Origin of the sequence: Paraburkholderia sp. GAS334 (assembly GCF_050436625.1) — a bacterium.
Lineage (GTDB): Bacteria > Pseudomonadota > Gammaproteobacteria > Burkholderiales > Burkholderiaceae > Paraburkholderia.
The window spans coordinates 620,041-642,953 of record NZ_JBNDMO010000002.1; the positions used below are offsets into that span (position 1 = coordinate 620,041).

Annotated in this window: 17 protein-coding genes; 13 read left to right on the plus strand and 4 right to left on the minus strand. The window is 64.3% G+C overall.

Annotated features, from left to right (window positions below):
* The first annotated feature begins 28 nt into the window (after positions 1-28).
* Positions 29-1,414: an amino acid permease gene (locus tag P3T21_RS06240; protein WP_429255044.1), complete on the plus strand. Its 1,386-nt coding sequence runs from the start codon at positions 29-31 to the stop codon at positions 1,412-1,414.
* A 416-nt stretch (positions 1,415-1,830) separates the two neighbouring features.
* Here the strand turns inward: P3T21_RS06240 and P3T21_RS06245 are convergent, their stop codons facing one another.
* A complete protein-coding gene (locus P3T21_RS06245) occupies positions 1,831-1,965 on the minus strand; it encodes a hypothetical protein (protein ID WP_429255045.1) in 135 nt (44 codons plus the stop codon).
* Between the two features lie 546 nt (positions 1,966-2,511).
* Here P3T21_RS06245 and P3T21_RS06250 point away from each other — a divergent pair.
* From P3T21_RS06250 to P3T21_RS06280, 7 genes are all read left to right on the plus strand, one after another.
* Positions 2,512-3,039 carry a (2Fe-2S)-binding protein gene (locus P3T21_RS06250; RefSeq protein WP_429255046.1) on the plus strand — a complete coding sequence of 176 codons (528 nt, stop codon included), beginning with the start codon at positions 2,512-2,514 and terminating at the stop codon, positions 3,037-3,039.
* A 10-nt stretch (positions 3,040-3,049) separates the two neighbouring features.
* Positions 3,050-5,437 (plus strand): xanthine dehydrogenase family protein molybdopterin-binding subunit, encoded by a 2,388-nt coding sequence (locus tag P3T21_RS06255; protein WP_429255047.1) that lies wholly within the window; start codon positions 3,050-3,052, stop codon positions 5,435-5,437.
* Positions 5,438-5,451: 14 nt separating this feature from the next.
* Entirely contained in the window at positions 5,452-6,258 is an 807-nt protein-coding gene (locus P3T21_RS06260) for an FAD binding domain-containing protein (RefSeq protein WP_429255048.1), read from the plus strand.
* Between the two features lie 158 nt (positions 6,259-6,416).
* Positions 6,417-7,313 carry an AAA family ATPase gene (locus tag P3T21_RS06265; RefSeq protein WP_429255049.1) on the plus strand — a complete coding sequence of 299 codons (897 nt, stop codon included), beginning with the start codon at positions 6,417-6,419 and terminating at the stop codon, positions 7,311-7,313.
* Positions 7,292-8,623 carry a vWA domain-containing protein gene (locus P3T21_RS06270; RefSeq protein ID WP_429255050.1) on the plus strand — a complete coding sequence of 444 codons (1,332 nt, stop codon included), beginning with the start codon at positions 7,292-7,294 and terminating at the stop codon, positions 8,621-8,623. The genes P3T21_RS06265 and P3T21_RS06270 overlap by 22 nt, the downstream gene beginning before the upstream one ends.
* On the plus strand, positions 8,614-9,204 hold the full coding sequence (locus tag P3T21_RS06275; RefSeq protein WP_429255051.1) for a CoxG family protein: 591 nt from the start codon (positions 8,614-8,616) through the stop codon (positions 9,202-9,204). Before P3T21_RS06270 ends, P3T21_RS06275 begins: the two co-directional genes overlap by 10 nt.
* On the plus strand, positions 9,177-10,199 hold the full coding sequence (locus tag P3T21_RS06280; RefSeq protein ID WP_429255052.1) for an XdhC family protein: 1,023 nt from the start codon (positions 9,177-9,179) through the stop codon (positions 10,197-10,199). The genes P3T21_RS06275 and P3T21_RS06280 overlap by 28 nt, the downstream gene beginning before the upstream one ends.
* Before the next feature lie 105 nt (positions 10,200-10,304).
* On the opposite strand, the gene P3T21_RS06285 is transcribed toward P3T21_RS06280, so the two are convergent.
* Entirely contained in the window at positions 10,305-11,051 is a 747-nt protein-coding gene (locus P3T21_RS06285) for a PepSY-associated TM helix domain-containing protein (protein WP_429255053.1), read from the minus strand.
* Positions 11,052-11,457: 406 nt separating this feature from the next.
* On the opposite strand from P3T21_RS06285, the gene P3T21_RS06290 reads away from it, so the two are divergent.
* Positions 11,458-13,371, plus strand: a complete 1,914-nt coding sequence (locus tag P3T21_RS06290; RefSeq protein ID WP_429255054.1) for a DUF3857 domain-containing transglutaminase family protein — start codon at positions 11,458-11,460, stop codon at positions 13,369-13,371.
* Between the two features lie 51 nt (positions 13,372-13,422).
* On the opposite strand, the gene P3T21_RS06295 is transcribed toward P3T21_RS06290, so the two are convergent.
* Positions 13,423-14,451, minus strand: coding sequence for a serine/threonine protein kinase (locus P3T21_RS06295; protein ID WP_429255055.1), 1,029 nt, complete (start codon positions 14,449-14,451; stop codon positions 13,423-13,425).
* 174 nt (positions 14,452-14,625) lie between these two features.
* Positions 14,626-14,838 (minus strand): hypothetical protein, encoded by a 213-nt coding sequence (locus tag P3T21_RS06300; RefSeq protein ID WP_090534767.1) that lies wholly within the window; start codon positions 14,836-14,838, stop codon positions 14,626-14,628.
* A 411-nt stretch (positions 14,839-15,249) separates the two neighbouring features.
* Between P3T21_RS06300 and P3T21_RS06305 the strand changes: the two genes are divergently transcribed.
* From P3T21_RS06305 to P3T21_RS06320, 4 genes are all read left to right on the plus strand, one after another.
* Complete coding sequence (locus P3T21_RS06305; protein ID WP_429255056.1) at positions 15,250-18,444, plus strand: efflux RND transporter permease subunit; 3,195 nt, start codon at positions 15,250-15,252, stop codon at positions 18,442-18,444.
* A complete protein-coding gene (locus P3T21_RS06310; RefSeq protein WP_429255057.1) occupies positions 18,444-19,715 on the plus strand; it encodes an efflux RND transporter periplasmic adaptor subunit in 1,272 nt (423 codons plus the stop codon). The genes P3T21_RS06305 and P3T21_RS06310 overlap by 1 nt, the downstream gene beginning before the upstream one ends.
* Before the next feature lie 2 nt (positions 19,716-19,717).
* Positions 19,718-21,247, plus strand: a complete 1,530-nt coding sequence (locus tag P3T21_RS06315) for an efflux transporter outer membrane subunit (protein ID WP_429255058.1) — start codon at positions 19,718-19,720, stop codon at positions 21,245-21,247.
* 123 nt (positions 21,248-21,370) lie between these two features.
* Positions 21,371-22,651, plus strand: a complete 1,281-nt coding sequence (locus P3T21_RS06320) for an MFS transporter (RefSeq protein ID WP_429255174.1) — start codon at positions 21,371-21,373, stop codon at positions 22,649-22,651.
* Positions 22,652-22,913 lie beyond the last annotated feature (262 nt).

The following is a 22,913-nucleotide window of genomic DNA, read 5'->3' on the forward strand; positions in this document are numbered from 1 at the left end:
ACGCGTGCTTTCCTGGAGACCCTCGCCAATGTCCCTCTTCCGCAAGAAAAACGTCGAACACATGCTGGCCGGTGCGCAAAACGCCGGGCTGAAGAAGGCGCTCGGTGCGCTGGATCTGACCTTCCTTGGCGTCGGTGCCATCATCGGCACGGGGATTTTCGTGCTGACCGGCACGGGCGCGGTCCAGGCCGGGCCTGCGCTGATGATTTCCTTCCTGGTCGCCGCAGTCGCCTGCGGCTTCGCGGCGCTCGCGTATGCCGAGTTCGCGTCGACGATTCCGGTCGCCGGCTCCATCTATACGTATTCGTACGCGACGCTCGGCGAACTGGCTGCATGGATCATCGGCTGGGATCTGATGCTTGAATACGGGCTCGCGACGTCGGCCGTCTCGGTTGGCTGGTCGGGTTATCTGCAGTCGTTGCTGGCCGGATTCGGCATCTCGCTGCCGGTCGCGCTGACGGCAGCGCCGGGCGCCGTGCCTGGCGTGGCGACGCTTTTCAACCTGCCTGCGTTCCTCGTGATGATGGCGATCACCACGCTGCTGTCGATCGGCGTGCGTGAGTCGACGCGCATCAACAACGTCATGGTCGCGATCAAGGTGATCGTGGTGCTGCTGGTGATCGCGGTGGGTGTATTCCACGTGACGCCGGCGAACTGGCATCCGTTTATGCCGAACGGCTGGAATGGGGTGTTTGGCGCTGCGGCGGTGATGTTCTTTGCGTTTATCGGCTTCGATTCGGTGTCGTCGGCGGCGGAAGAGGTGAAGGATCCGAAGCGCGATCTGCCGATCGGGATCATCGCGTCGCTTGGCGTGTGCGCGGTGCTGTACGTGGCTGTCGCGGCGGTCGTGACGGGCATTGTGCCGTCGGCGCAGTTCGCCAACGTTTCGCATCCGGTTTCGTATGCGTTGCAGGTGGCCGGGCAAAAGTGGGTGGCGGGCTTCATCGATCTGGGCGCGGTGCTGGGCATGCTGACCGTGATTCTGGTGATGGGCTACGGGCAGACGCGGGTGATCTTCGCGATGTCGCGGGACGGGTTGTTGCCGGCGGCGCTGTCGCGGGTGCATCCGAAGTTCGCGACGCCGTTTCTGACGACGTGGATCGTCGGGATTTTCTTTGGTTTGATCGGCGCGCTGGTGCCGTTGAATGTGCTCGCCGAGCTGATCAATATCGGCACGCTGGCGGCGTTTTCGATGGTTTCGGTGGCTGTGCTGGTTTTGCGCAAGACGCATCCTGAGTTGCCGCGGGCTTTTCGATGCCCTGGCGTGCCGGTTGTGCCTGTGCTTGCTGTTGCTTCCTGTCTTTTTCTTATGATTAACCTTCAGGCGATTACCTGGATTGCTTTTGTTGTCTGGCTCGTTATCGGGATGGTTGTTTATTTTGGGTATTCAAGGAAGCGGTCGAAGTTGAGGTGAAGGGTTTTTTTGTCTCCCGACGGGTGGGGGGTGCTTGTCGTTTGTTTTTGGTTTTTGTTGGCCTTTCCTTCTATTCGTTTGTTGGCCTTTCCTTGCGTTCGTTTGTTGGCCTTTCCTTGTATTCACGTCGGTCTATTAGCGTCGCCCCTGTGCGGGGCGGCACCTACTTTTCTTTGTCCTTGCCAAAGAAAAGTAGGCAAAAGAAAGGCGCCGAAAAGCCTGCGCTTCCGGGTTGTGTGACACGCCGGGATTGGCACCCCATGAAGTGTCGCCCCCGTTCTTCACACGGCATGGGTCCGCGCACGAGACCGTCCCTCGCACAGCACACTTCGTGACAAAGGACTCATCCACCCGGCTCCGCGTTGCGTCGCCGAGCGGCATAACCTTCACGTCACGTCACGTTACATCACGTCACGTCACGTCACCGACGGCATAGCTCCCACGTAGCCGCTTGCGTACGTGCGGTCCTGACCGACTCCGCCGCCGACGACTTGCGCCGTCATCGCTGCGCCGCGCTGCGCGCGTGCGGCGCAGTGAGCTAACGCAACCATGCCGCCTTCCGGCGAACCCAGCCGCGACGCACGCAGTGCGGAGTGGGGTGGATGAGTGCCTTGTCACGGGCGGTACTGTGCGGGAGACGTTCTCGTGCGCGGACCTATATCGTTTCTGTGCGGGGGTGACACTTCATGGGGTGCCATTCCCCGGTGGCGACACACCCCGGAACGGACGAGTTTTCGGCGCCTTTCTTTTGCCTACTTTTCTTTGGCAAGGACGCCCCGAAGGAAGTCCCCTTGGGGGACAAAGAAAAGTAGGTGCCGCCCCGCACAGGGGCAACGCCAATAGACCGACATGAACACAAGGAAAGGCCAAAAAAACCTGAACAGACCAAAACCAAAACAAGCAAACACAAAAAAGCAAAACCAAAGGCAAGGAAACGGCCAAAAAACCCTGATACCCCCCACCCCCAATTTGTGCTCTACTTTTCGCTGCAAGCATAAAAAACCAGCCCAAACCGCACGAACCTCACAGCAGGCAGTCGGAACAGGTAGTGGAAATGTGAGCTTCGTACCGGTCTCTATCCCCCAAGGAGACAGTCGATGGCAATCAGCATCAGCCTGACGGTAAACGGCCTGCCCGTGACCGCCGAAGTCGAACCCCACATCCTGCTTGTCCAGTTCCTGCGCGACCAGCTTCGCCTCACCGGCACGCACATCGGCTGCGATACCGCCCAGTGCGGCGCGTGCACAGTCCACCTCAACGGACGCGCAATCAAATCGTGCAACATGCTCGCCGTTCAGGCCGAGGGGGCAACGATCACCACCATCGAAGGCCTCGCCGCCCACGGCGATCTTCATCCGATGCAGGAAGCCTTCCGCAATTGCCACGGCCTCCAGTGCGGCTTCTGTACGCCCGGCATGGTCATGAGCGCCACCGCCCTCGTCCAGAGCTACCCCGACGCCAGTGAAGCCGATGTACGTCAGCAGCTCGACGGCAACCTGTGCCGCTGTACGGGCTATCACAACATCGTCAAGGCCGTCCTCGAAGGCGCCGCCGGCATGAAATCCGCCAGCAGCAACGCAGCAGCAGGCGCCGGTGCAACCGCATCCGCCAAAGCCACCGCCTGAGGAGCCGACGATGAACGCACCCGACAACCATCGCCTCATCGGCGCATCGGTCAAGCGCAAGGAAGACTATCGCTTCCTGACCGGCAACGGTCAGTACACCGATGACATCGTCCTGCCGCAGCAGACGTACGCGATCTTCCTGCGCTCGCCGTACGCGCACGCACGCATCAAAAGCATCGACACCGCAACCGCCAAAGCGTCGCCGGGCGTCGTCGCGATCTTTACCGGCGCCGACATGGCGGCCGATAGCGTCGGCGGCCTGCCGTGCGGCTGGCTGATCCACAGCATCGACGGCAAACCGATGAACGAGCCGCCGCATCCCGTCATCGCGCATACGAAGGCGCGTCACGTCGGCGACCAGGTCGCGCTCGTGATCGCCGATTCGATCAAGGCCGCGAAAGACGCCGCCGAACTGATCGACATCGACTACGACGTGCTGCCCGCCATCGTCGATACCGGGCATGCCGCCGATCCAGGGCAGCCCGCCGTCCACGACGAAATACCCGACAACACCTGCTACACGTGGGGCCACGGCGACAAGGCCGCCACCGATGCCGCCTTCGCCAGGGCCGCGCACGTGACCACGCTCGACATCGTCAACCAGCGCCTGATCCCGAACGCGATCGAACCGCGCGCAGTCAACGCGAGCTGGTCGCCGCAGGACGACAGCTACACGGTCTACGTGTCGAACCAGAATCCGCACGTCGAGCGCCTGCTGATGGCCGCGTTCGTGCTTGCGCTACCCGAGTCGAAACTGCGCATCATCGCGCCGGATGTCGGCGGCGGCTTCGGTTCGAAGATTTACCTGTACGCGGAAGATGTCGCGCTGACGTGGGCGTCGAAGAAGATCCGTCGCCCGGTCAAGTGGACAGCGGAACGCTCGGAAGCCTTCATCTCCGACGCCCACGGCCGCGACCATGTGACGAAAGCTGAACTTGCGATGGACGCGGACGGCAAATTCCTCGCGATGCGCATCCACACGATCGCCAACATGGGCGCGTACCTGTCGACGTTTTCCACCGCCATACCGACGATCCTCTACGCGACGCTCCTCGCCGGCCAGTACGCGACGCCCGCCATCTATGCCGAAGTGAAGGCGGTCTTCACGAACACGGTGCCGGTCGACGCCTATCGCGGCGCCGGCCGCCCGGAAGCGACGTATGTGGTTGAACGCCTGGTCGAGACGGCCGCGCGCGAAATGAAGCTCGATCCGGCCGAAATCCGCCGACGCAATTTCATCCATGAGTTTCCTTATGCAACGCCGGTCGGTCTCACCTACGACACCGGCGATTACGAAACCATCCTCGCCCGCGCGATCGAACTCGCGGACGTCAAAGGCTTCGCGGCGCGCAAACAGGAATCGGAAAAGAACGGCAAGCGGCGCGGCCTCGGCTACTCGTGCTACATCGAGGCGTGCGGTCTCGCGCCGTCGAACATCGCAGGCGCATTGGGCGCGCGGGCCGGGCTGTTCGAAGTCGGCCAGATCCGCGTGCATCCGACCGGCTCGGTCACCGTGTTCACCGGCTCGCACAGCCACGGGCAGGGGCATGAAACAACCTTCGCGCAGGTTGTCGCTGACCGCCTCGGGATCGCGCTCGAAAGCGTCGAAGTCGTGCACGGCGACACCGGACGCATTCCGTTCGGCATGGGCACATATGGCTCGCGGTCGATCTCGGTGGGCGGCGCGGCGATCATGAAGGCGCTGGACAAGATCGAGTCGAAAGCCAAAAAGATCGCCGCACATCTGCTCGAAGCGGCCGCCGAAGACATCGAGTTCAAGGACGGCGTCTTCCGCGTCGCGGGCACCGACCGCACGAAGGCATTCGCCGATATCTCGCTCGCCGCGTACGTGCCGCACAACTATCCGCTCGACAAGCTCGAACCGGGCCTCGACGAAAGCGCGTTCTACGATCCGACCAACTTCACCTATCCATCCGGCGCGTACATCTGCGAAGTCGAAGTCGATCCAGATACAGGCGAATCCCGCATCCAGAAGTTCACCGCAGTGGACGATTTCGGCAACGTGATCAATCCGATGATCGTCGAAGGTCAGGTGCACGGCGGCATCGGCCAGGGCGTCGGTCAGGCGATGCTGGAACGCTGCGTGTACGACAACGAGAGCGGCCAGCTGCTTTCCGGCTCATACATGGATTACGCAATGCCGCGTGCATCCGACCTGCCGAGCTTCACTGTCGAAACCGCGAAGGGCACGCCGTGCACGCACAATCCGCTCGGCGTAAAGGGCTGCGGTGAGGCGGGCGCGATCGGCTCGCCGCCGGCGGTGATCAACGCGATCATCGACGCGCTCGCACCGCTCGGCGTGACCGACCTGCAAATGCCTGCGACACCGCATCGCGTGTGGTCCGCGATCCACGCTGCACAAAACCCGACGACGTAAGCGGAGAAGCCGACATGTATGCATTCGACTATCAACGCGCATCCGACGCGAAAGCCGCCGTCGCGGCCCTGAACGCGGACAGCGAAGCGAAATACCTCGCAGGCGGACAAAGCCTGCTGCCGACGATGCGTCTGCGACTCGCGCAGCCATCGAAGCTGATCGACGTCACGCGCATCGCCGCGCTGAAGGAGATCAAGGTCGACGCGAAAACCGTGACGATCGGCGCCGCCGTCTGTCACGCGGACGTGGCTGGCAACGCCGATATTCAACGCGTGTTGCCCGGCCTCGCCGGGCTCGCCGCGAACATCGGCGACCGGCAGGTGCGCGCGCTCGGCACGATCGGCGGATCGCTCGCCAATAACGATCCGGCCGCATGCTATCCGGCCGCGGTGCTCGGCCTTGACGCAACCGTCGTCACGGACCGGCGGCGCATCACCGCCGACGATTTCTTCGTCGGCATGTACGAGACCGCGCTCGAACCCGATGAGCTGATCACCGCCGTCGAATTCCCGGTGCCCGAGCGCAGCGCGTACGAGAAGTTCAACAACCCGGCGTCGCACTTTGCGCTGGTCGGCGTGTTCGTCGCCAGAACCGCGGACGGCGTGCGTGTGGCGGTGACGGGCGCGGCATCTTCCGTGTTCCGCGCGACGGCGCTCGAACAGGCGCTCGCCGCGAATTTCACGCCGGCGGCCGCACGCGCCGTGACGATCGACGCCAGCAACCTCAACACCGACATGCACGCGAGCGCCGACTATCGCGCGCATCTGATTCCGGTGCTGACGGCGCGGGCAGTTGGCGCTACCAGCGCTGGCGGGGGTTGAAGTCGCACGAGCGCGAGGCGTGACCGGCGGCGCCGGCTCAGGATGTCGGGCCGGCGCCGGGCAACAGGACGCATCGGCGACCTGCGTCGTGCCGTCCGACGCCCGCGCCGTACCGCCTCACCGCCGTGCCTTGAGATTGCCCATGACCCCATAACCCCATGACAATCACGCAGCCCGATTCAATCGACGCCACCCTGGAACAGCTCACCGCTCAGGGCTACTTCGCGAGCCGCGAACTCGCGACCGCGCTCTATCTCGCGCTGCGCATGGAGCGGCCCTTGTTTGTCGAAGGCGAGCCGGGCGTCGGCAAAACCGAACTCGCCAAGGCCGCCGCCGGCCTGCTTGGCACAACGATGCTGCGTCTGCAATGCTACGAAGGCCTCGACACGGCAAGCGCGCTGTACGAATGGGACTACCCGCGCCAGATCATGGCGCTGCGGCTCGCCGAAGCATCCGGCGAACGGCCAGGCAACGACACGCTCTATCGCAGCGAATTCCTGCTGAAGCGCCCGCTTTTGCAGGCGCTGATGCCCGACGAACATCACCCGGGCGCGCGGCGCGTGCTGCTGATCGACGAAATCGACCGCGCCGATGAGCCGTTCGAAGCATTCCTGCTTGAACTGCTGTCCGATTTCCAGGTATCGATTCCCGAATACGGCACCGTGCGCGCGGAGCAACCGCCGCTCGTCGTGATGACGTCGAACCGCACGCGCGAAGTGCACGATGCGTTGAAGCGTCGTTGCCTGTACCAGTGGATCGGTTATCCCGATCGCGACCGCGAACTGGCGATTGTTGCGGCGCGTGCGCCGGAAACCTCGGCGGAACTGCAGCGGCGCGCCGTCGATTTCGTGCACCGGCTGCGCGGCATGGACCTGTTCAAGGCGCCGGGCATCGCCGAAACGATCGACTGGTGCCGCGCGCTTTCTGCGCTCTGCGTGACCGAACTCGATCCGCAGTCGGTGCAGAACACGCTCGGCGTGCTGCTCAAGTATCAGGACGATCTCGCGCGAATCGACGCGGAGCAGATCGCGCAATGTCTCGCCGTGCCGGAGTGACGACGGTGCCGCGAACACCTTCCCCCGTCACACCCACTCATGGCGGGCCTGCGCGCGGCCTGGCCGCTGCTTCGCTCAACGCATCGCCGGAAGGAACCCACACACTGGCGCACAACGTCGTGCATTTCGTGCGGGTACTGCGCGGCGCGGGGCTGCCGATGTCGCCCGCGCAGGCCGTCGACGCTCTGGCGGCGCTGCACTGGATCGACCCTGGTCGCCGCGATGATGTACGCGCTGCGCTCGCCGCGCTGCTCGTCTCCGCGCCCGATGAGCGCGATCTGTTCAATGCCGCCTTCGACCTTTTCTGGCGCGACCCCGACTGGGAAGGCAAGCTGCGCACGCTCCTGCTTCCGAAAGTGAAGGGCGGCCTGCCACCGCCGCGCCGCAACAACCGCCTCGCGGACGCGCTCGCCATCCGGCCACCGCCATCGAAACCCGGTCATAGCCCGCAGGAAACCGCGCAGCACGAACTGCACGCGCATGTGACCTTCAGCGCCGAAGAGCGCCTGCGCCACCGCGACTTCGACACGCTCACCGCCGACGAATGGCGCACGCTGCGTCACCTGATTCGCGGCCAGCGCCTGCCGCTCGCGATGGAGCCCACGCGACGGCTCAAGGCTTCGTCACGCGGCACGCACGCGGACCTGCGCGCGAGCGCGCGCCACGCGGTACGTGCGGGCGGCGACTGGACCGTGTGGAAATACCGCGCGGTCGTGGAGCGCAAGCCGCCGCTCGTGCTGCTGCTCGACATCTCCGGTTCGATGAGCAGCTATTCGCGCGCCGTGCTGTACTTCTGCCATGCGCTCCTCCAATCGCGCGAACGCCTGCAGGTGTTCCTCTTCGGCACGCGCCTCACCAATGCCACCCGCGCGCTACGCGAGCGCGACCCGGACGTAGCGATTGCGGCAATCGCGGAACAGGTTGTCGACTGGTCCGGCGGCACGCGTATCGGCGCTGCACTCGCCGAATTCAACCGCCGCTGGGCCCGACGCGTGCTGACCGGCAGAGCCACCGTACTGCTCGTGACCGACGGCCTCGATCACGATGCGATCGATGTGCTCGACACCGAAATGGCGCGCCTGCATCGCTTCGCGCATCGCCTTGTCTGGCTCAATCCGCTGCTGCGTTACAGCGACTTCGCGCCGAAAGCCCGCGGCGTGCAGGCGATGCTGCCGCATGTCGACGCACACCGCCCGGTTCATAATCTGGACAGCCTGGCCGCTTTTGGCCGCGATCTCGCGCAGCTCACGCGCGCGCCCCGCGCCACGCGTGCAGCCACGATAACAGGAGGAGCATCCGCATGGAACTGACCGAAAGTTATACGCTGCCGGTCCGGCAGCAACGCGCATGGGAAGCGCTGAACGACACCGCGATCCTGCGCGCATCGATTCCAGGCTGCGACAGCATCGAGCCGGATGGCGAGAATGCCTATGCCGTAGCGATGAGCGCATCGGTCGGGCCCGTGAAGGCGCGCTTCAAGGGCCGCATGCTGCTCACCGATATCGACGCGCCCCACACGTACACAATTGTCTTCGAAGGCCAGGGCGGCGCGGCCGGCTTCGGCAAAGGCAACGCGCACGTCACGCTCGAACCCGACGGCGACGAATCGACAAAGCTGTCGTACACGGCGAGCGCGCAGGTCGGCGGCAAGCTTGCGCAGATCGGCTCGCGGCTCGTCGATGGCGCGGCGCGCAAGATCGCCGGTGAGTTTTTCAAGCGCTTCAGCGCGCAGGTGACGGGCGAAGGCGCTGACGGCGAGGACAACGTGGCCGCGGCGGAACCGATAGAATCGGGTGAAGAGCCGGAATCGCCACAGGCGACAGAGGCGGCGCCCGGTAAAGACGCACCAAAGAGGAAGAAATCATGGACAGCGTGGATCTCGAAGTCCTGAAATCCAGCGCCCGCTGGCTGGAGCAGAGGCATCGCGTTCTGCTGGTGACGGTGGTGAAAACGTGGGGATCTTCGCCGCGCCCGGAAGGCGCGATGCTCGCCGTGCGCGACGATGGCCTCGTCGTCGGCTCGGTGTCGGGCGGCTGTATCGAAGACGACCTGATCGATCGTGTGCGTCAGCACGGCATCGAGCAGACCAGGCCCGAAGCCGTCAAATACGGCATCACCGCTGAGGAAGCGCACCGCTTCGGCCTGCCGTGCGGCGGCACCATCCAGCTCGTGCTCGAACCGTTGACGATGCAAAGCGGCATCGCCGGGCTGTGCGACTCGGTGGAGCGCGGCGAACTGGTCGCCCGCACGGTCGACATGTCGACAGGCGCTGTGAGCCTCACCCCGGCGCAGGCAACCGATGGCGTCGATTTCGACGAAAAGCGTCTCCTGACGATCCACGGTCCGCGCTACCGGATGCTCGTGATCGGCGCGGGGCAGCTATCGCGCTATCTCTGCAACATCGCGGTCGGACTCGACTATCAGGTCACCGTCTGCGATCCGCGCGAAGAGTACACCGACGAGTGGGATATTCCGGGCACAAAGATCGTCCGCACGATGCCAGACGATACGGTACTCGACATGAAGCTCGACGAGCGCTGTGCCGTCATCGCGCTCACGCACGATCCGAAGCTCGACGACCTCGCGCTGATGGAAGCGCTGAAAACGCCTGCGTTCTACGTCGGTGCGCTGGGCTCGCGGCGCAACAACGCGGCGCGGCGCGAACGGCTGAAGGAGTTCGATCTCAACGAAACGGAACTCGCGCGTCTGCATGGGCCGGTCGGCATCTACATCGGCAGCCGCACGCCGCCGGAGATTGCCGTGTCGATTCTCGCGGAGGTGACGGCGGCGAAGAACGGTGTCTCGCTGCCGACCTTGCTCCAGGTGGAAGGCGCGAAGGCCGCGCGCGAAGTAGCGGCCAGCGGAGACGCAACCTGCAGCGTGTGACGAAAGCAACGTCCGTCGCATGACATCGCGCCTTCAATTTCAGATGCAGGCCGCGGCGCGGAAGCGGACAACGCGCGGCGGCGCTCTGATCGTCAGGTCCGCGCGCTAGATCAGCCCGGTCATGACCGCAGCAGCAATCGACCCCAGCACGAGCACAACACCCACCGTGCGACGCCTGTTCAACTCAGTCCACAGCAGCACGCCGGTTAGCGACAGCAGCAGAATCCCGCCTGCGAACGTGTCGATGAAGAGCACCCAGCCGATGCTCAACCCGACACCGCGGTGCAGGTTGTTCAGCTCACCGAGAAACGAGTTCTGCGTGCGCTTGACTGAGACGTAGTCGTTGCCAACCCAGTACTCCGCCTGCAGGTTCTCTTTCGTGCCGGCGAAGCCGACCTGCCAGAACTCCGGCTGCACGACGCTATGGTCGCCCCACGCCACCGGGTGCGACGGCTCGCGACGCGCCCTGCCCGGATTGCCTTCGATCTTCAGTTCGCCCTTGAGCCAGTGCGCCATGTCCATCGGCGACCTGAACCTGCTGCCCTCCGGCAACGCGATCTGCAACTGCTCGACCTGCGGCTCGCCGGACGACACCTTCAACGGCCCCGCGCGGTGATTCAGCAGAAAACCGGTCACGCCAAACAGCAGACCGATCGCCGCGCCCCACAGGCCAACCCAGCCGTGTACCTTGCGCAGCCACTTGATGAACGTCGCGCGCCGCGAACGCTGTTTGCGCGCGGCCCGCTCGGCATCGTCCATCAGATGATGGTCCGGTTCGGTAGCGTGCTGCCGGTAGCGCGTCGTACTGGCGGGCGCAACGGGTTGTACTTCGATCGATTCAGGCGCGTTCACTTCGGGCTCCAGGCGCAGGGGCAAAGGCACACGGCCAGCGCGCGGCGATGCCTTTGCAGGGCGCGCCGCTGGCGTGAAATCAGGTGGATTGCATCGGATGGGTGAGACTGGACACAGCAACCGCATCCGGCAAGAGGCGCGGCTGGCTGGCCATCACAGAGGAGACATGTGACAGTGGCTGGCGATACCTTTCAAATGAGAATGGATATCATTACACAGACAGGAAAATTTCTCAATTGGGTGTGCCGCAGCGGACCGTTACGGCGTATGACAGATCGCGCGACGTGCGCCTCACGCGCTGGCTGGAACGACCGTCCGCACTATGTGGGGTGGCCGCTTGACTTTGGCTTCGGCAGACCTTTAAGTACGTGAACCCGCAATATAACGATCATCGCAGTTCGTCTGGATGCCTGAACACACCATGCGCTTCCTTCCGCCTGCCTGCATCCTGTTACTCGTCTGGTCGACGCTCGCCTGCGCCGCGAACACCAGCGCTTCGGCCCAGCCGGTCGAGCCCTACACCAATGAAGGCGAAACGCAGACCTTCACGGTCAACGAGGACGGCTCGTTCACCAAGCTCGATTCGATGACGCTGCTCGTGAACAACGAGGCGGGCGTCGCGCGGGTCGCGCAGCAGTACATCTGGTTCAACCGCAACATGGCGGACGTCGAGATCATCGAGGCGTATACGGCCGGCGTGGATGGCGTACGTCACGATGTCAGGCCGGAGCAGATCCGCGACGTGCAGGAAGCCCGCTCGTTCGACGCGCCGATGTTTCAGGACATCCAGGAAAAGGTGATCGTCTTTCCTGCGGTCGAAACCGGCGCGCGCGTGCATCTGACGTACCGGAAAACGCAGAAAGTGCCGATCGTGCCGGGCCATTTCAGCGACTTCACACCGCCCGACCTCGCGCCGACGCACAACTTCAGGCTCATCTACGATCTGCCCGCCGGCAAACCGCTGTATGCCGACGCGCGCGGCTTCACGGCGATCGCGCCGGTGACGAAAGATGGCCGCACGCGCTACGAATTCCGCTACGACAAGGCGCATTTCGGGCGGCTCGAATACGGCTCGGTGGCCTACGTGTCGTATGGCGACCGGCTGATGGTGTCGACGTTCCCGGACTACGCGTCGTTTGCGGCGACGTATCGCGCGTCGTCGGTCGATGCGAGCGCGGCGGATCCTGCCGTCGTCGCGCTCGCCCACTCGCTCACCGCGAACGACTCCACGCCGCGCGCAAAAGCGAAAACGCTCTACGACTGGGTGCGCAAGAACGTGCGCTACGTCGCGATCAACGTGGGACGCGGCGCCGTCATCCCGCATCGGGCGAGCGAGATCCTCGCGTACCGCTACGGCGACTGCAAGGACCACGTGGCGCTGTACGGCGCGCTGCTCGACGCGGTCGGCATCCGCAGCGAGCCGGCGCTGATCAGCAGCGGCACGATCTATTCGCTGCCCACGGTGCCGGGCTACGGCGTCATCAACCATGTGATTTCGTGGCTGCCCGATCTACGGCTCTATGCCGATTCGACCGCGACGAACGTCGAGTTCGGCTTCCTGCCGTCGACCGACATGAACCGCCCGGCGCTGCCCGTCGACGAAGGCGTGCTCGCGGGCACGCAGGCGACGGCGGCCATGTCACGGCGTTCGGATCTGTCGATCGTGGTGACGCCCGACGGCTCGGCCACCTTCGTCTACACACTCGAAGCGACCGGCTGGGCCGCCGAGCAGGGTCGCACGATGCTGCGGATGCAGACACCCGCACAGCGCGAGGAATCGCTGCAGGGCGAATTGCGTAACGCGAACCTGCGTGGCGCGGCGACGCTCGCGACCAGCAACCTCGCCGCCACCGACGGCCCGCTCGTGCTCACCATGCGCGGCACGCTGGAGAGTCTTGTCGTCCCGGGCGCGGCGGCGTCGATTCCAACGCTCACCAGCCTCGCGGGCGGCTTCGAATCGGATACGCGCTACTGGCTCGGCGAACGTCAACGCACACAGCCGTTTGTGTGCCGCAATGTCGAGCTGCATGAGCGCACGCAGATCACGCTGCCGGCGAATTTCCGCGTGCTCGACATGCCCGAGCCGGCGCAGGCGCAGGACCGTTTCCTCGATTTCCGCTCACAGTACACGTTCGATCCGGCAAGCAACGTCATCGAAGTCACGCGCGATGGCAGCACGCATTTCGCGAGCGACGTCTGCTCGCCGGATGAATTCGCGCAGATGCGTCCGGCGATAGAAACCGTCGGACGGGATGTGCGGGCGCAGGTGATCGTGAAGTCGACACTGGATGGCACGCGCGTCGCGACGACCTTGCCGTGAGCGCCGGCGTTCGAGGAAAGCCGCGAACGCGGGCCGCCACAAGCACAAAGATCAAACAGGCCAGAGCGGCCCTTCCTGCATCGCGCCGATCTGCTCGCGCAGTTCGAGAATGCGGTCTTCCCAATAGCGTTGCGTGTTGAACCACGGAAACGCGGCGGGAAACGCCGGATCGTCCCAGCGTCGCGCGAGCCACGCCGAGTAGTGGATCAGCCGCAGCGTGCGCAACGCCTCGACCAGATACAGCTCGCGTGGCTCGAATTCGCAGAAGTCTTCATAGCCGGCGAGCAGATCCGTCAGCGCGCGCGACGCTTCCGCGCGCTCGCCCGGTAGCAGCAGCCACAAATCCTGGATAGCGGGAGCCATGCGGCTGTCGTCGAAGTCGACGAAATGCGGGCCGGCGTCGGTCCATAGCACGTTGCTCGGGTGACAGTCGCCGTGAACGCGCAGCGGGCGGATCTCGCCGGCACGCTCGAACGCGCGCTCCACGCCCTCCAGCGACAGATTCACCACCGTTTCCCAGGCGGTCCGAACGTCATCGGGGACAAAACGCTGTGATAGTAGAAAGTCGCGCGGCTCGTAGCCGAAGGTCTGGATATCGAGCGTCGGGCGCGCCGAGTATGGCTGTAGTTGACCCACGGCGTGAATGCGGCCGATAAAACGCCCGAGCCATTCGCGCGTGTCGCTGTGATCGAGATCGGGCGCGCGCCCGCCCCGACGCTCGAAAATCGCGAGACGAAAACCATCGAACGTGTGAAGCGAGCGGCCTTCGAACACACGCGCCGGCACCGCCGGGATTTCGCGCGCGTAGAGGTCGGCGACGAAAGCGTGCTCTTCCAGAATGGCTTCGTCGGTCCAGCGCTCGGGACGATAGAACTTCGCGACGACCGGTGGCCCGTCTTCGACGCCCACCTGGAAGACGCGGTTTTCGTAGCTGTTGAGTGCGAGCATGCGGCCATCGGTGCGCTGGCCGGCGGTGCTCAAGACGCTGTCGATGGCGTCGAGCACGCATTCCGGCGTCAGCCGGGCGAAAGGAACGGCGCTGGAAGCACCGTGCGGCAGATCAGAAGTGTCGTCGTTCATGCCCGCATTGTGCGCCGCGCCGCACTCGATGACGAGCGTCAAACGTGATGTGAGCGACGTACGTGGCGCACGTGGCGATCGCGACGGGCACGCGAGGCGCCGGCTCCCGCCTGCGCCTCATGCGGCCCTCAGCCATCCTGCACACGCGCGCGATGCGCCGCGCGCGAACCGCGTTCAGTGCATCTGCGCGCTGGCCGGGCGTACCTGCTCGCCTGTATCGATCAGATCTTCGAGGAAGAAAGGTTCTGTATTCAGCTGGATCGACGTGCCGGGTTCACCGGCGTACCACGCCACCATGGCCATGTCGCCAAGGATGCGCATGACGATACCGCGTGCGCCCTGAGGCACGGCGATATGCACGGAGCGGACGATAGAACCGACTTGCATGATGTTTCCCCGTTCTCTTTGCCGGCTCGAATGAAGCGCCGGTCGTGTGGCGATAAAAGCGCCGCGTCGCCAGAAACGTTGCGTGCGCACCTAACCTGCATCGCGTGGAACGCGGAGAAGGCCTTCAAACCCATTGTTCACGTTTTGTACGGCTTGGGAAAGCAAAAAATAAGGGCTTATCACCCCTTGTTTCGGCGAATTCCACTTACGAAAAGCCGACGTGTAATGCCTCGTAACAGGTCCATCATAAACCTTGGGGCACCCGTATCCCAAAATCACGCATGAGGACTACGATACGCGTTATATTCCGGTCGCGCAGGCTGGGCGCAGCTTTCGTTCGCGCAACGCAGGCGGTCCACGCCGCGCAGCCAGCCCGGCTTTCAACCGACCAGCCCAGACTCGCGCCGTTCCATGTGGATCGTTCGACTCGCGCTCCGGCGCCCGTACACGTTTATCGTGCTTGCCCTGCTGCTGCTGATCGTCGGTCCGTTGACGATCATGCGCACGCCGACGGATATTTTTCCGAACATCGACATTCCCGTGCTGTCGGTCATCTGGTCGTACAACGGCCTGCCCGCCGACGAGATAGAAAAGCGCATCGTGCTCAACTACGAGCGCGGGCTCTCGGTGGCGGTGAACGATATCGAGCACGTCGAATCGACCTCGCTCAACGGCATCGCCGTCGTCAAGATCTTCTTCCAGCCACACGCGAATATCGACGAGGCGCTCGCGGAAGTCACCGCACTGTCGCAGTCTCAACTGCGTTCGCTGCCGCCGGGCATCACGCCGCCGTTTATCCTTCGCTACAACGCATCGACAGTGCCGATCCTGCGGCTGTCGCTGTCGTCGCTTTCGTTGACCGAGCAGGAACTGTACGACTTCGGCAATAACTTCCTGAAGACGCAGCTCGCCACCGTGCCGGGTGCGTCGGCGCCGCTGCCGTATGGCGGCAAGCAGCGCCAGATCATGATCGACATCGATTCGCGCAGGTTGCAGGAACGCAATCTGTCGCCGATGGATGTGGTGAATGCGGTCACCGCGCAGAACCTGATCCTGCCGTCGGGCACCGCGAAAATCGGTTCGACTGAATATTCGGTGCAGATGAACGCGAGCCCCGATTCGCTCGCGGGCCTGAACAACATCCCGATCAAATCCACCGCGAACGGCACCGCCTATATCCGCGACGTCGCGCATGTACGCGACGGTTACCAGCCGCAGACCAACATCGTGCGCGTGAACGGCCAGCGCGCGTCGCTGCTGACCATCAACAAGAGCGGCAACACGTCGACCCTGGAAATCGTCGACCGCATCAAGAACATGATGCCGACGCTGCGCAATCTCGTGCCCGAATCGCTGAACATCGATCCGGTCGCGGACCAGTCGCTGTTCGTGCGCGCTTCGGTGCAGGGCGTGCTGCGTGAAGCGCTGATCGCCGCCGGCCTCACCGGGCTGATGATCCTGCTCTTCCTCGGCAACTGGCGTGCGACGCTGATCATCGCGGTGTCGATTCCGCTGTCGATGATCACATCGGTCATCGCGCTTTCCGCGCTTGGCGAAACGATCAACATCATGACGCTGGGTGGGCTCGCGCTCGCAGTAGGCATACTGGTGGACGACGCGACGGTCGCGATCGAAAACATCAGCCATCAGCTGGAGCAGGGCAAAAACCTCGAACAGGCGATTCTCGACGGCGCGCATCAGATCGCGATTCCGACGCTGGTGTCGACGCTATCGATCTGTATCGTGTTCGTGCCGATGTTCCTGCTGACGGGCGTCGCGCACTATCTGTTCATTCCGCTCGCTGAAGCGGTCGTGTTTGCAATGCTCGCGTCGTACTTCTTTTCGCGGACGCTCGTGCCGACGCTCGCGAAATACCTGCTGCGCTATCACCATCGCAAGGAAGACCTGCACGCGAGCGAGACGACCCGCAATCCGTTCATGCGCGTGCATCTGGCATTCGAACGCGGGTTCGCGCGCGTGCGCGACCGCTATCGCGCGTTTCTGGTGGCGCGCGTCGAGAAGCCCGGCGTGTTCGTGATGGTGTTTCTGGCGTGCTGCGGCGCCTCGATGCTGCTGATGCCATTTCTTGGCCGCGACTTCTTTCCGCAGGTCGATGCCGGCACGATCGCGCTGCATCTGCGCGCGAAAACCGGCATGCGCGTCGAGGAAACCGCGGTGGTGACGGACCGCGTCGATACGCGGATTCGTCAGCTGATTCCGCCGGCGGAACTGCATTCCCTGATCGACAACATCGGCCTGCCGGTGTCGGGTATCAACCTGTCGTACAGCAACACGGGCACGATCGGCACGTCAGACGCGGATGTACTGATCACGCTGAACGCCGATCATCATCCGACGGCTGAATACGTCCGCACGTTGCGCCGCACGCTCGCCGACGAATTCCCAGGCGTGCAGTTCGCATTCCTGCCCGCCGACATCGTCAGCCAGACGCTCAACTTCGGCATGCCGTCGCCGATCGATATCCAGGTCGTCGGGCGCGATGTGGAAGGCAATCGCGCGTTCGCCGCGCGTCTGCTCAACCGTTTGCGCAGCGTGCCCGGTCTCGCCGATGCACGCATCCAGCAACCGTCCGACCTGCCGCGTATCTTCATCGATGTCGACCGCACGCGCGCGCAGCAGGCCGGCTTCACGCAGAAAGACGTGGCGAGCAATCTGCTGATCACGCTATCGGGTAGCCAGCAGACGACCCCGACGTTCTGGCTGAATCCGAAGAACGGCGTCAGCTACAACGTGATCACGGAAGCGCCGCAATACACGATCGATTCGCTGCAGGCGCTCGCGAATATTCCGCTGAACGCGAACGGCAAGAGCAACATCCTCGGCTCGCTCGCGACGATGCGTCGCGAAGCGGGCAACGCGGTCATCAATCACTACAACGCGCAAACGACGATCGACATCTACGGTACCCCCGACGGCCGCGACCTGGGCGCCATCTCCGACGACATTTCGAAGATCATCGCAGATGCGAAATCCGAACTGCCGAGGGGTTCGACCATCGAACTGCGCGGCCAGGTGCAGACCATGAACGATTCGTTCTCCGGTCTCTTCGCCGGTCTCGTGTTCGCGATCGTGCTGGTGTATCTGCTGATCGTCGTGAACTTCCAGTCGTGGCTCGATCCGTTCATCATCATTACCGCGCTGCCGGGCGCGCTCGCGGGTATCGTCTGGATGCTGTTCCTGACGCATACCACCTTGTCGATTCCGGCGCTCACCGGCGCGATCATGTGTATCGGCATCGCGACGGCAAACTCGATTCTCGTGATCAGCTTCGCGCGCGAGCAGCTGCTCGAACACGGCGACGCGACACGTGCGGCCATCGATGCGGGCTTCACGCGATTCCGTCCGGTGCTGATGACCGCGCTCGCGATGGTGATCGGCATGGTGCCGATGGCAATCGGCCTTGGCGAAGGCGGCGAACAGAACGCGCCGCTCGGTCGTGCGGTGATCGGCGGCCTGACGATCGGCACGCTCGCAACGCTGATTTTCGTGCCAGTGGTCTTCTCGCTGATCTATAAGCGGCTCGCGGCACGGCGGTTGCGCGCGTCGGAAAGCGTGGTTCAAAAACATCCTGATGTGGGGCATTGATGGAAGGCAAAGGTCTTGAGCGTCACGACGACAACGCGCACGCAACGGCAATGCCGAAGCGTGCGCGCTGGGGCGTCGTGGTGGCGGTCATCGTCGTGCTGGCGCTCGCGGCGCAAGGCATCTGGTCGCGGCACAGCGCGCACGCCGCACTCGAGCGCGACGCCGCGCATGCGGGCCAGACGAGCGTCGAAGTCGTGCATCCGCAGAAGTCGGATGCATCGCTCGATCTCGTGCTGCCGGGCAACGTGCAGGCGTTTCTCGACACGCCGATCTACGCGCGCACGAACGGCTATCTGCGCAAGTGGTACGCCGATATCGGCGCGCACGTGAAGGCCGGCCAGCTGCTCGCCGAAATCGATACGCCGGAAGTCGACGATCAGTTGCGCGCCGCGCGTGCCGACCTTGCGAACGCGCAGGCCAATTACGCGCTCTCCAGAACCACAGCCGACCGCTGGACCGACATGCTGAAAAGCAACTCGGTCTCGAAGCAGGAAACCGATGAGAAGGTCGGCGACATGCTCGCGAAGAAAGCGACGCTCGATTCGTCGCGTTTCAATGTCGCGCGGCTTGAAAAGACGCAGTCGTTCCAGAAGGTCTTCGCGCCGTTCGACGGCATCGTGACCGCGCGTAACGTCGATGTCGGCGCGTTGATCGATGCCGGCAGTTCCGGTGGCCCGGCGAAGGAGCTGTTCCATGTTGCTCAGGCCGACCGGTTGCGCGTGTACGTCAGCGTGCCGCAGGCGTATGCGCAGCAGGTTCAGGCACAGCAGACCGCGTATCTCACGCTGACTGAAGCGCCGGCGAAACACTATCCGGGCAAGGTGGCGCGCACGGCCGCTTCCGTCGATCCGACGCAACGCACGATGCTCGTCGAAGTGGACGTCGATAACCGCAACGGCGATCTGCTGCCGGGTGCTTACGCACAGGTGCACTTCGCGCTCGGCGCGGGCTCGGCGCCGTTCACTTTGCCCGGCAACGCGTTCCTGTTCCGGCCGGACGGCGTGAAGGTCGCCACCGTCACGCCCGACAATCACGTGAAGCTCGTGGCCGTTTCGCTGGGGACGGACTTCGGCACGCGCGTCGCGGTCGCGTCCGGTTTGCAGGGCGACGAGAGGGTGATCCTCAATCCGCAGGATTCGATCGTCAACGGCGCACCCGTTCGCGTCGTTCCACCGAAGAAGGACAACGCAGGCGGTGGCGCTGCGAGCGGCACGGCTGCAACGGCGAATGCGAACGCCGACGGCGCGTCGTCAGGGAAGGCTGGACAGTGAGCATGCGACTTCACCGTTCACATCGTCGGCGCGGGCTGCGTCTTTCGCTTTCAGCGATCGCCGCCGCGTGCATGCTCGCGGGCTGCGCGGTGGGTCCGGACTATGTCAAACCCACCGCGACGACCGCCGCCGCGTATAAGGAACTCGAAGGCACCGGCTGGAAACCCGCGCAACCGGCCGATCTCGGCCCGCGCGGCGCGTGGTGGGAAGTCTATGGCGACAGCGAACTGAACGCGCTCGAAGCGCGCGTCGCGACCGAAAACCAGGACGTGCAGGCCGCGCAGGCGCGCTTCCGCGCGGCCCGCGCGACCGTCGCGCAGTTCCGCTCCAGTTTCTTCCCGACGGTGAGCGCCTCGGGCGATTATTCGCGGGCGCGTTCGTCAGCGAATGTGCTGCACAAGTCGACCGCCGGTCTCACGCTCAACGACTACGTCGTGCAGGCTGACGCGTCGTGGGAACCCGATCTGTGGGGTCGCATTTCGCGCAGCGTCGAAGGCGCAAAAGCGGGTGCGCAGGCAAGCGCCGCCGACGCGCAGTCTGCGTTGCTGTCGATAGAGGCGGAACTCGCCACCGATTACTTCGAGCTGCGCGGCATCGATCAGGAACATCAGCTGCTCGACAACACGATCAAGGCGTATCGCGACGCGCTCGATCTGACGCAGCATCGGCGGGCGGGCGGTATTGCCACCGACGCCGATGTCGCGCAGGCGCAAACCCAGTTGCGCACGACCGAAGCGCAGGCAATCGATCTCGACGTGCAACGCGCGCAGCTTGAACACGCGATTGCGATTCTCGCGGGCCAGAGTCCGTCGACGTTCTCGCTGCCGGTCGAGCCGCTTGTCGCCGTGCCGGTCGTGGCGCCGACCGGCGTGCCTTCGACGCTGCTCGAACGTCGGCCCGATATCGCATCGGCGGAACGCCAGATGGCGCAGACGAACGCGCAGATCGGCGTCGCGACTGCGGCGTTCTTCCCGAATCTGGTTTTGTCGGTGACGGGCGGTCTTGAAGCGACAAACTACAGTTCATGGCTGATGGCACCGGCGCGCTTCTGGTCGCTTGGGCCGACGATCGCGGGCACGCTGCTCGATTTCGGCGGGCGCGCTGCGGTGAAGGAACAGGCACAGGCGCACTACGACGAAAGCGTCGCGCACTACCGTCAGACGGTGCTGGGCGCATTCGGCGACGTCGAAGACAATCTCGCCGCTCTGCGTGTGCTCGAACAGGAAGCGCACGCGCAGGACGATGCGGTGACGGCCGCGGAACGCGCGCTTGCCGTGATCTCGAACCGCTACAAGAACGGCGCGATCACCTATCTCGACGTCGTCGTCGCACAGACGACGGCGCTCTCGAACGAACGTCAGGCGGTCGCGATCGCGCGTCGCCGGATGGCCGCGAGCGTCGCGCTGATCAAGGCACTCGGCGGCGGCTGGGACGCATCGCGGTTGCCCACCGACGAGCAGATCGTGCATCCCGACGCGCCGTCCGGTGCACCTTCGGGCGCGACTTCCGGCCAGGCTGCTACGCGCGGTTAGCGCCGCCACGACACGCGTCAGACATTGCCCGGCTCGACCACGCCCCCAGCGCGATCGGGGTATCGTTGAGGCCTTTGCTTTTCGGGAGACCGCTTCGTGACCGCCTCACCGGAATCCGACCGGATGCCTGATCCGGCTGTTCCTTCACCGGCCCTGTCTCCGTCTTCATCGCCTTCGCCGGACAGTTCGCCCGAAAACGCTTCCGGCATCCCTTATCTGGAGCGCGGCACGCGCACCTACTGGCGCGCGAGTCTCGCGCTGCTGTTTGCCGGCTACGCCACGTTTTCGTTGCTCTACTGCGTGCAGCCGTTGCTCCCGGCGTTCTCGACGACCTTCGGCGTCAGCCCCGCGCAAAGCAGCTTTTCGCTCTCGCTGACGACGATCGCGCTCGCGTTCGCGATCTTCGTCGCGGGATTCGTGTCGGAAGGCTGGAGCCGGCATCGGTTGATGACCGCTTCGCTCACTGCATCGTCCGTGCTCACGCTGGCGGTTGCGTTCGCGCCGCAGTGGCATCAGCTGCTGGTGTTGCGCGCCCTCGAGGGGCTCGCGCTCGGCGGCGTGCCCGCCGTCGCGATGGCTTACCTCGCTGAAGAAGTGCACCCGGACGGGCTCGGTCTCGCGAAGGGTTTGTATGTCGGCGGCACGGCGATTGGCGGCATGGCCGGGCGCGTGATTACCGGCATCGTCGCGAATCTGTTCGGCTGGCGCGTGTCGATCGCGACGATCGGCGTGCTCGGCCTTCTGTCGATGCTCGCGTTTCGAACGCTGTTGCCGCCGTCGCGCCATTTCGTGCCGCGTCGCGGGCTGGGCTTTTCGCATCATCGCGCGGCGCTGGCGAGGCATTTCGCCACCTCCGGTCTGCCCGTGCTGTTCCTCATGGCTTTCGTGCTGATGGGCTGCTTCGTCACGCTGTACAACTACATCGGCTACCGGCTGCTCGCGCCGCCTTATCAACTGAGCCAGGCGGAGATCGGTGCGATCTTCGTCGTGTATCTGACGGGCGTGGTCGCATCGCCGTGGTCCGGACGCATGGCCGACACGTTTGGTCGCGGGCGAGTGCTGATCGCGAGCCTCGTGCTCATGCTGGTCGGTGTCGGGCTGACATTGCTGCATCCGGTTGCAGCGATCGCCGGCGGCATCGCGTGTCTGACCTTCGGGTTTTTCGCGGGACACGCGGTGGCGAGCGGCTGGGTCGGCCGGCTCGCGAAAGCGGCCAAAGGCCAGGCCGCCGCGCTGTATCTGCTCGCGTATTACCTGGGGTCGAGCGTCGTCGGTTCGTACGGCGGACATGTCTGGGCGACGCAAGGCTGGAACGGCGTTGTCACACTCGTCGCGCTGCTGTTGCTGTGCGGCATCGCAGCGGCTTACTGGCTTCGCACGCGTGAACGGAGCAGCCTCGCGTGAGCCGGGTTCGCGCTGGAAACCGGCAAACTTTCAGGCGCGGTCAACGCGGCTGAATGCTGCGTCACGGCCTCTGGTAAACCACAACCGCGCTGGGGCTCCGAAAGATCCCTGTAAGTCGCCACTACGCCTTTCCGGCCCCGCTTTCAAACACTGGCTAATCACGCCGGGGCCCGCCGGTCGGGGCTCCGGCCATGCGCAACGCAACGCTGCAGCGCCGCATTCCGCCGCTACGCCGGTCAAACCGTCGCCTATACTCAAATCA

Excerpts from the sequence above, each read along its gene's own strand:
- P3T21_RS06305 (WP_429255056.1), top strand. The coding sequence starts at position 15,250 with ATGTGGATCGTTCGACTCGCGCTCCGGCGCCCGTACACGTTTATCGTG.
- P3T21_RS06320 (WP_429255174.1), top strand. The coding sequence starts at position 21,371 with ATGCCTGATCCGGCTGTTCCTTCACCGGCCCTGTCTCCGTCTTCATCG.
- P3T21_RS06310 (WP_429255057.1), top strand. The coding sequence starts at position 18,444 with ATGGAAGGCAAAGGTCTTGAGCGTCACGACGACAACGCGCACGCAACG.
- P3T21_RS06255 (WP_429255047.1), top strand. The coding sequence starts at position 3,050 with ATGAACGCACCCGACAACCATCGCCTCATCGGCGCATCGGTCAAGCGC.
- P3T21_RS06245 (WP_429255045.1), bottom strand. The coding sequence starts at position 1,965 with ATGGTTGCGTTAGCTCACTGCGCCGCACGCGCGCAGCGCGGCGCAGCG.
- P3T21_RS06290 (WP_429255054.1), top strand. The coding sequence starts at position 11,458 with ATGCCTGAACACACCATGCGCTTCCTTCCGCCTGCCTGCATCCTGTTA.
- P3T21_RS06300 (WP_090534767.1), bottom strand. The coding sequence starts at position 14,838 with ATGCAAGTCGGTTCTATCGTCCGCTCCGTGCATATCGCCGTGCCTCAG.
- P3T21_RS06265 (WP_429255049.1), top strand. The coding sequence starts at position 6,417 with ATGACAATCACGCAGCCCGATTCAATCGACGCCACCCTGGAACAGCTC.
- P3T21_RS06315 (WP_429255058.1), top strand. The coding sequence starts at position 19,718 with ATGCGACTTCACCGTTCACATCGTCGGCGCGGGCTGCGTCTTTCGCTT.
- P3T21_RS06240 (WP_429255044.1), top strand. The coding sequence starts at position 29 with ATGTCCCTCTTCCGCAAGAAAAACGTCGAACACATGCTGGCCGGTGCG.
- P3T21_RS06250 (WP_429255046.1), top strand. The coding sequence starts at position 2,512 with ATGGCAATCAGCATCAGCCTGACGGTAAACGGCCTGCCCGTGACCGCC.
- P3T21_RS06275 (WP_429255051.1), top strand. The coding sequence starts at position 8,614 with ATGGAACTGACCGAAAGTTATACGCTGCCGGTCCGGCAGCAACGCGCA.
- P3T21_RS06270 (WP_429255050.1), top strand. The coding sequence starts at position 7,292 with ATGTCTCGCCGTGCCGGAGTGACGACGGTGCCGCGAACACCTTCCCCC.
- P3T21_RS06280 (WP_429255052.1), top strand. The coding sequence starts at position 9,177 with ATGGACAGCGTGGATCTCGAAGTCCTGAAATCCAGCGCCCGCTGGCTG.
- P3T21_RS06295 (WP_429255055.1), bottom strand. The coding sequence starts at position 14,451 with ATGAACGACGACACTTCTGATCTGCCGCACGGTGCTTCCAGCGCCGTT.
- P3T21_RS06260 (WP_429255048.1), top strand. The coding sequence starts at position 5,452 with ATGTATGCATTCGACTATCAACGCGCATCCGACGCGAAAGCCGCCGTC.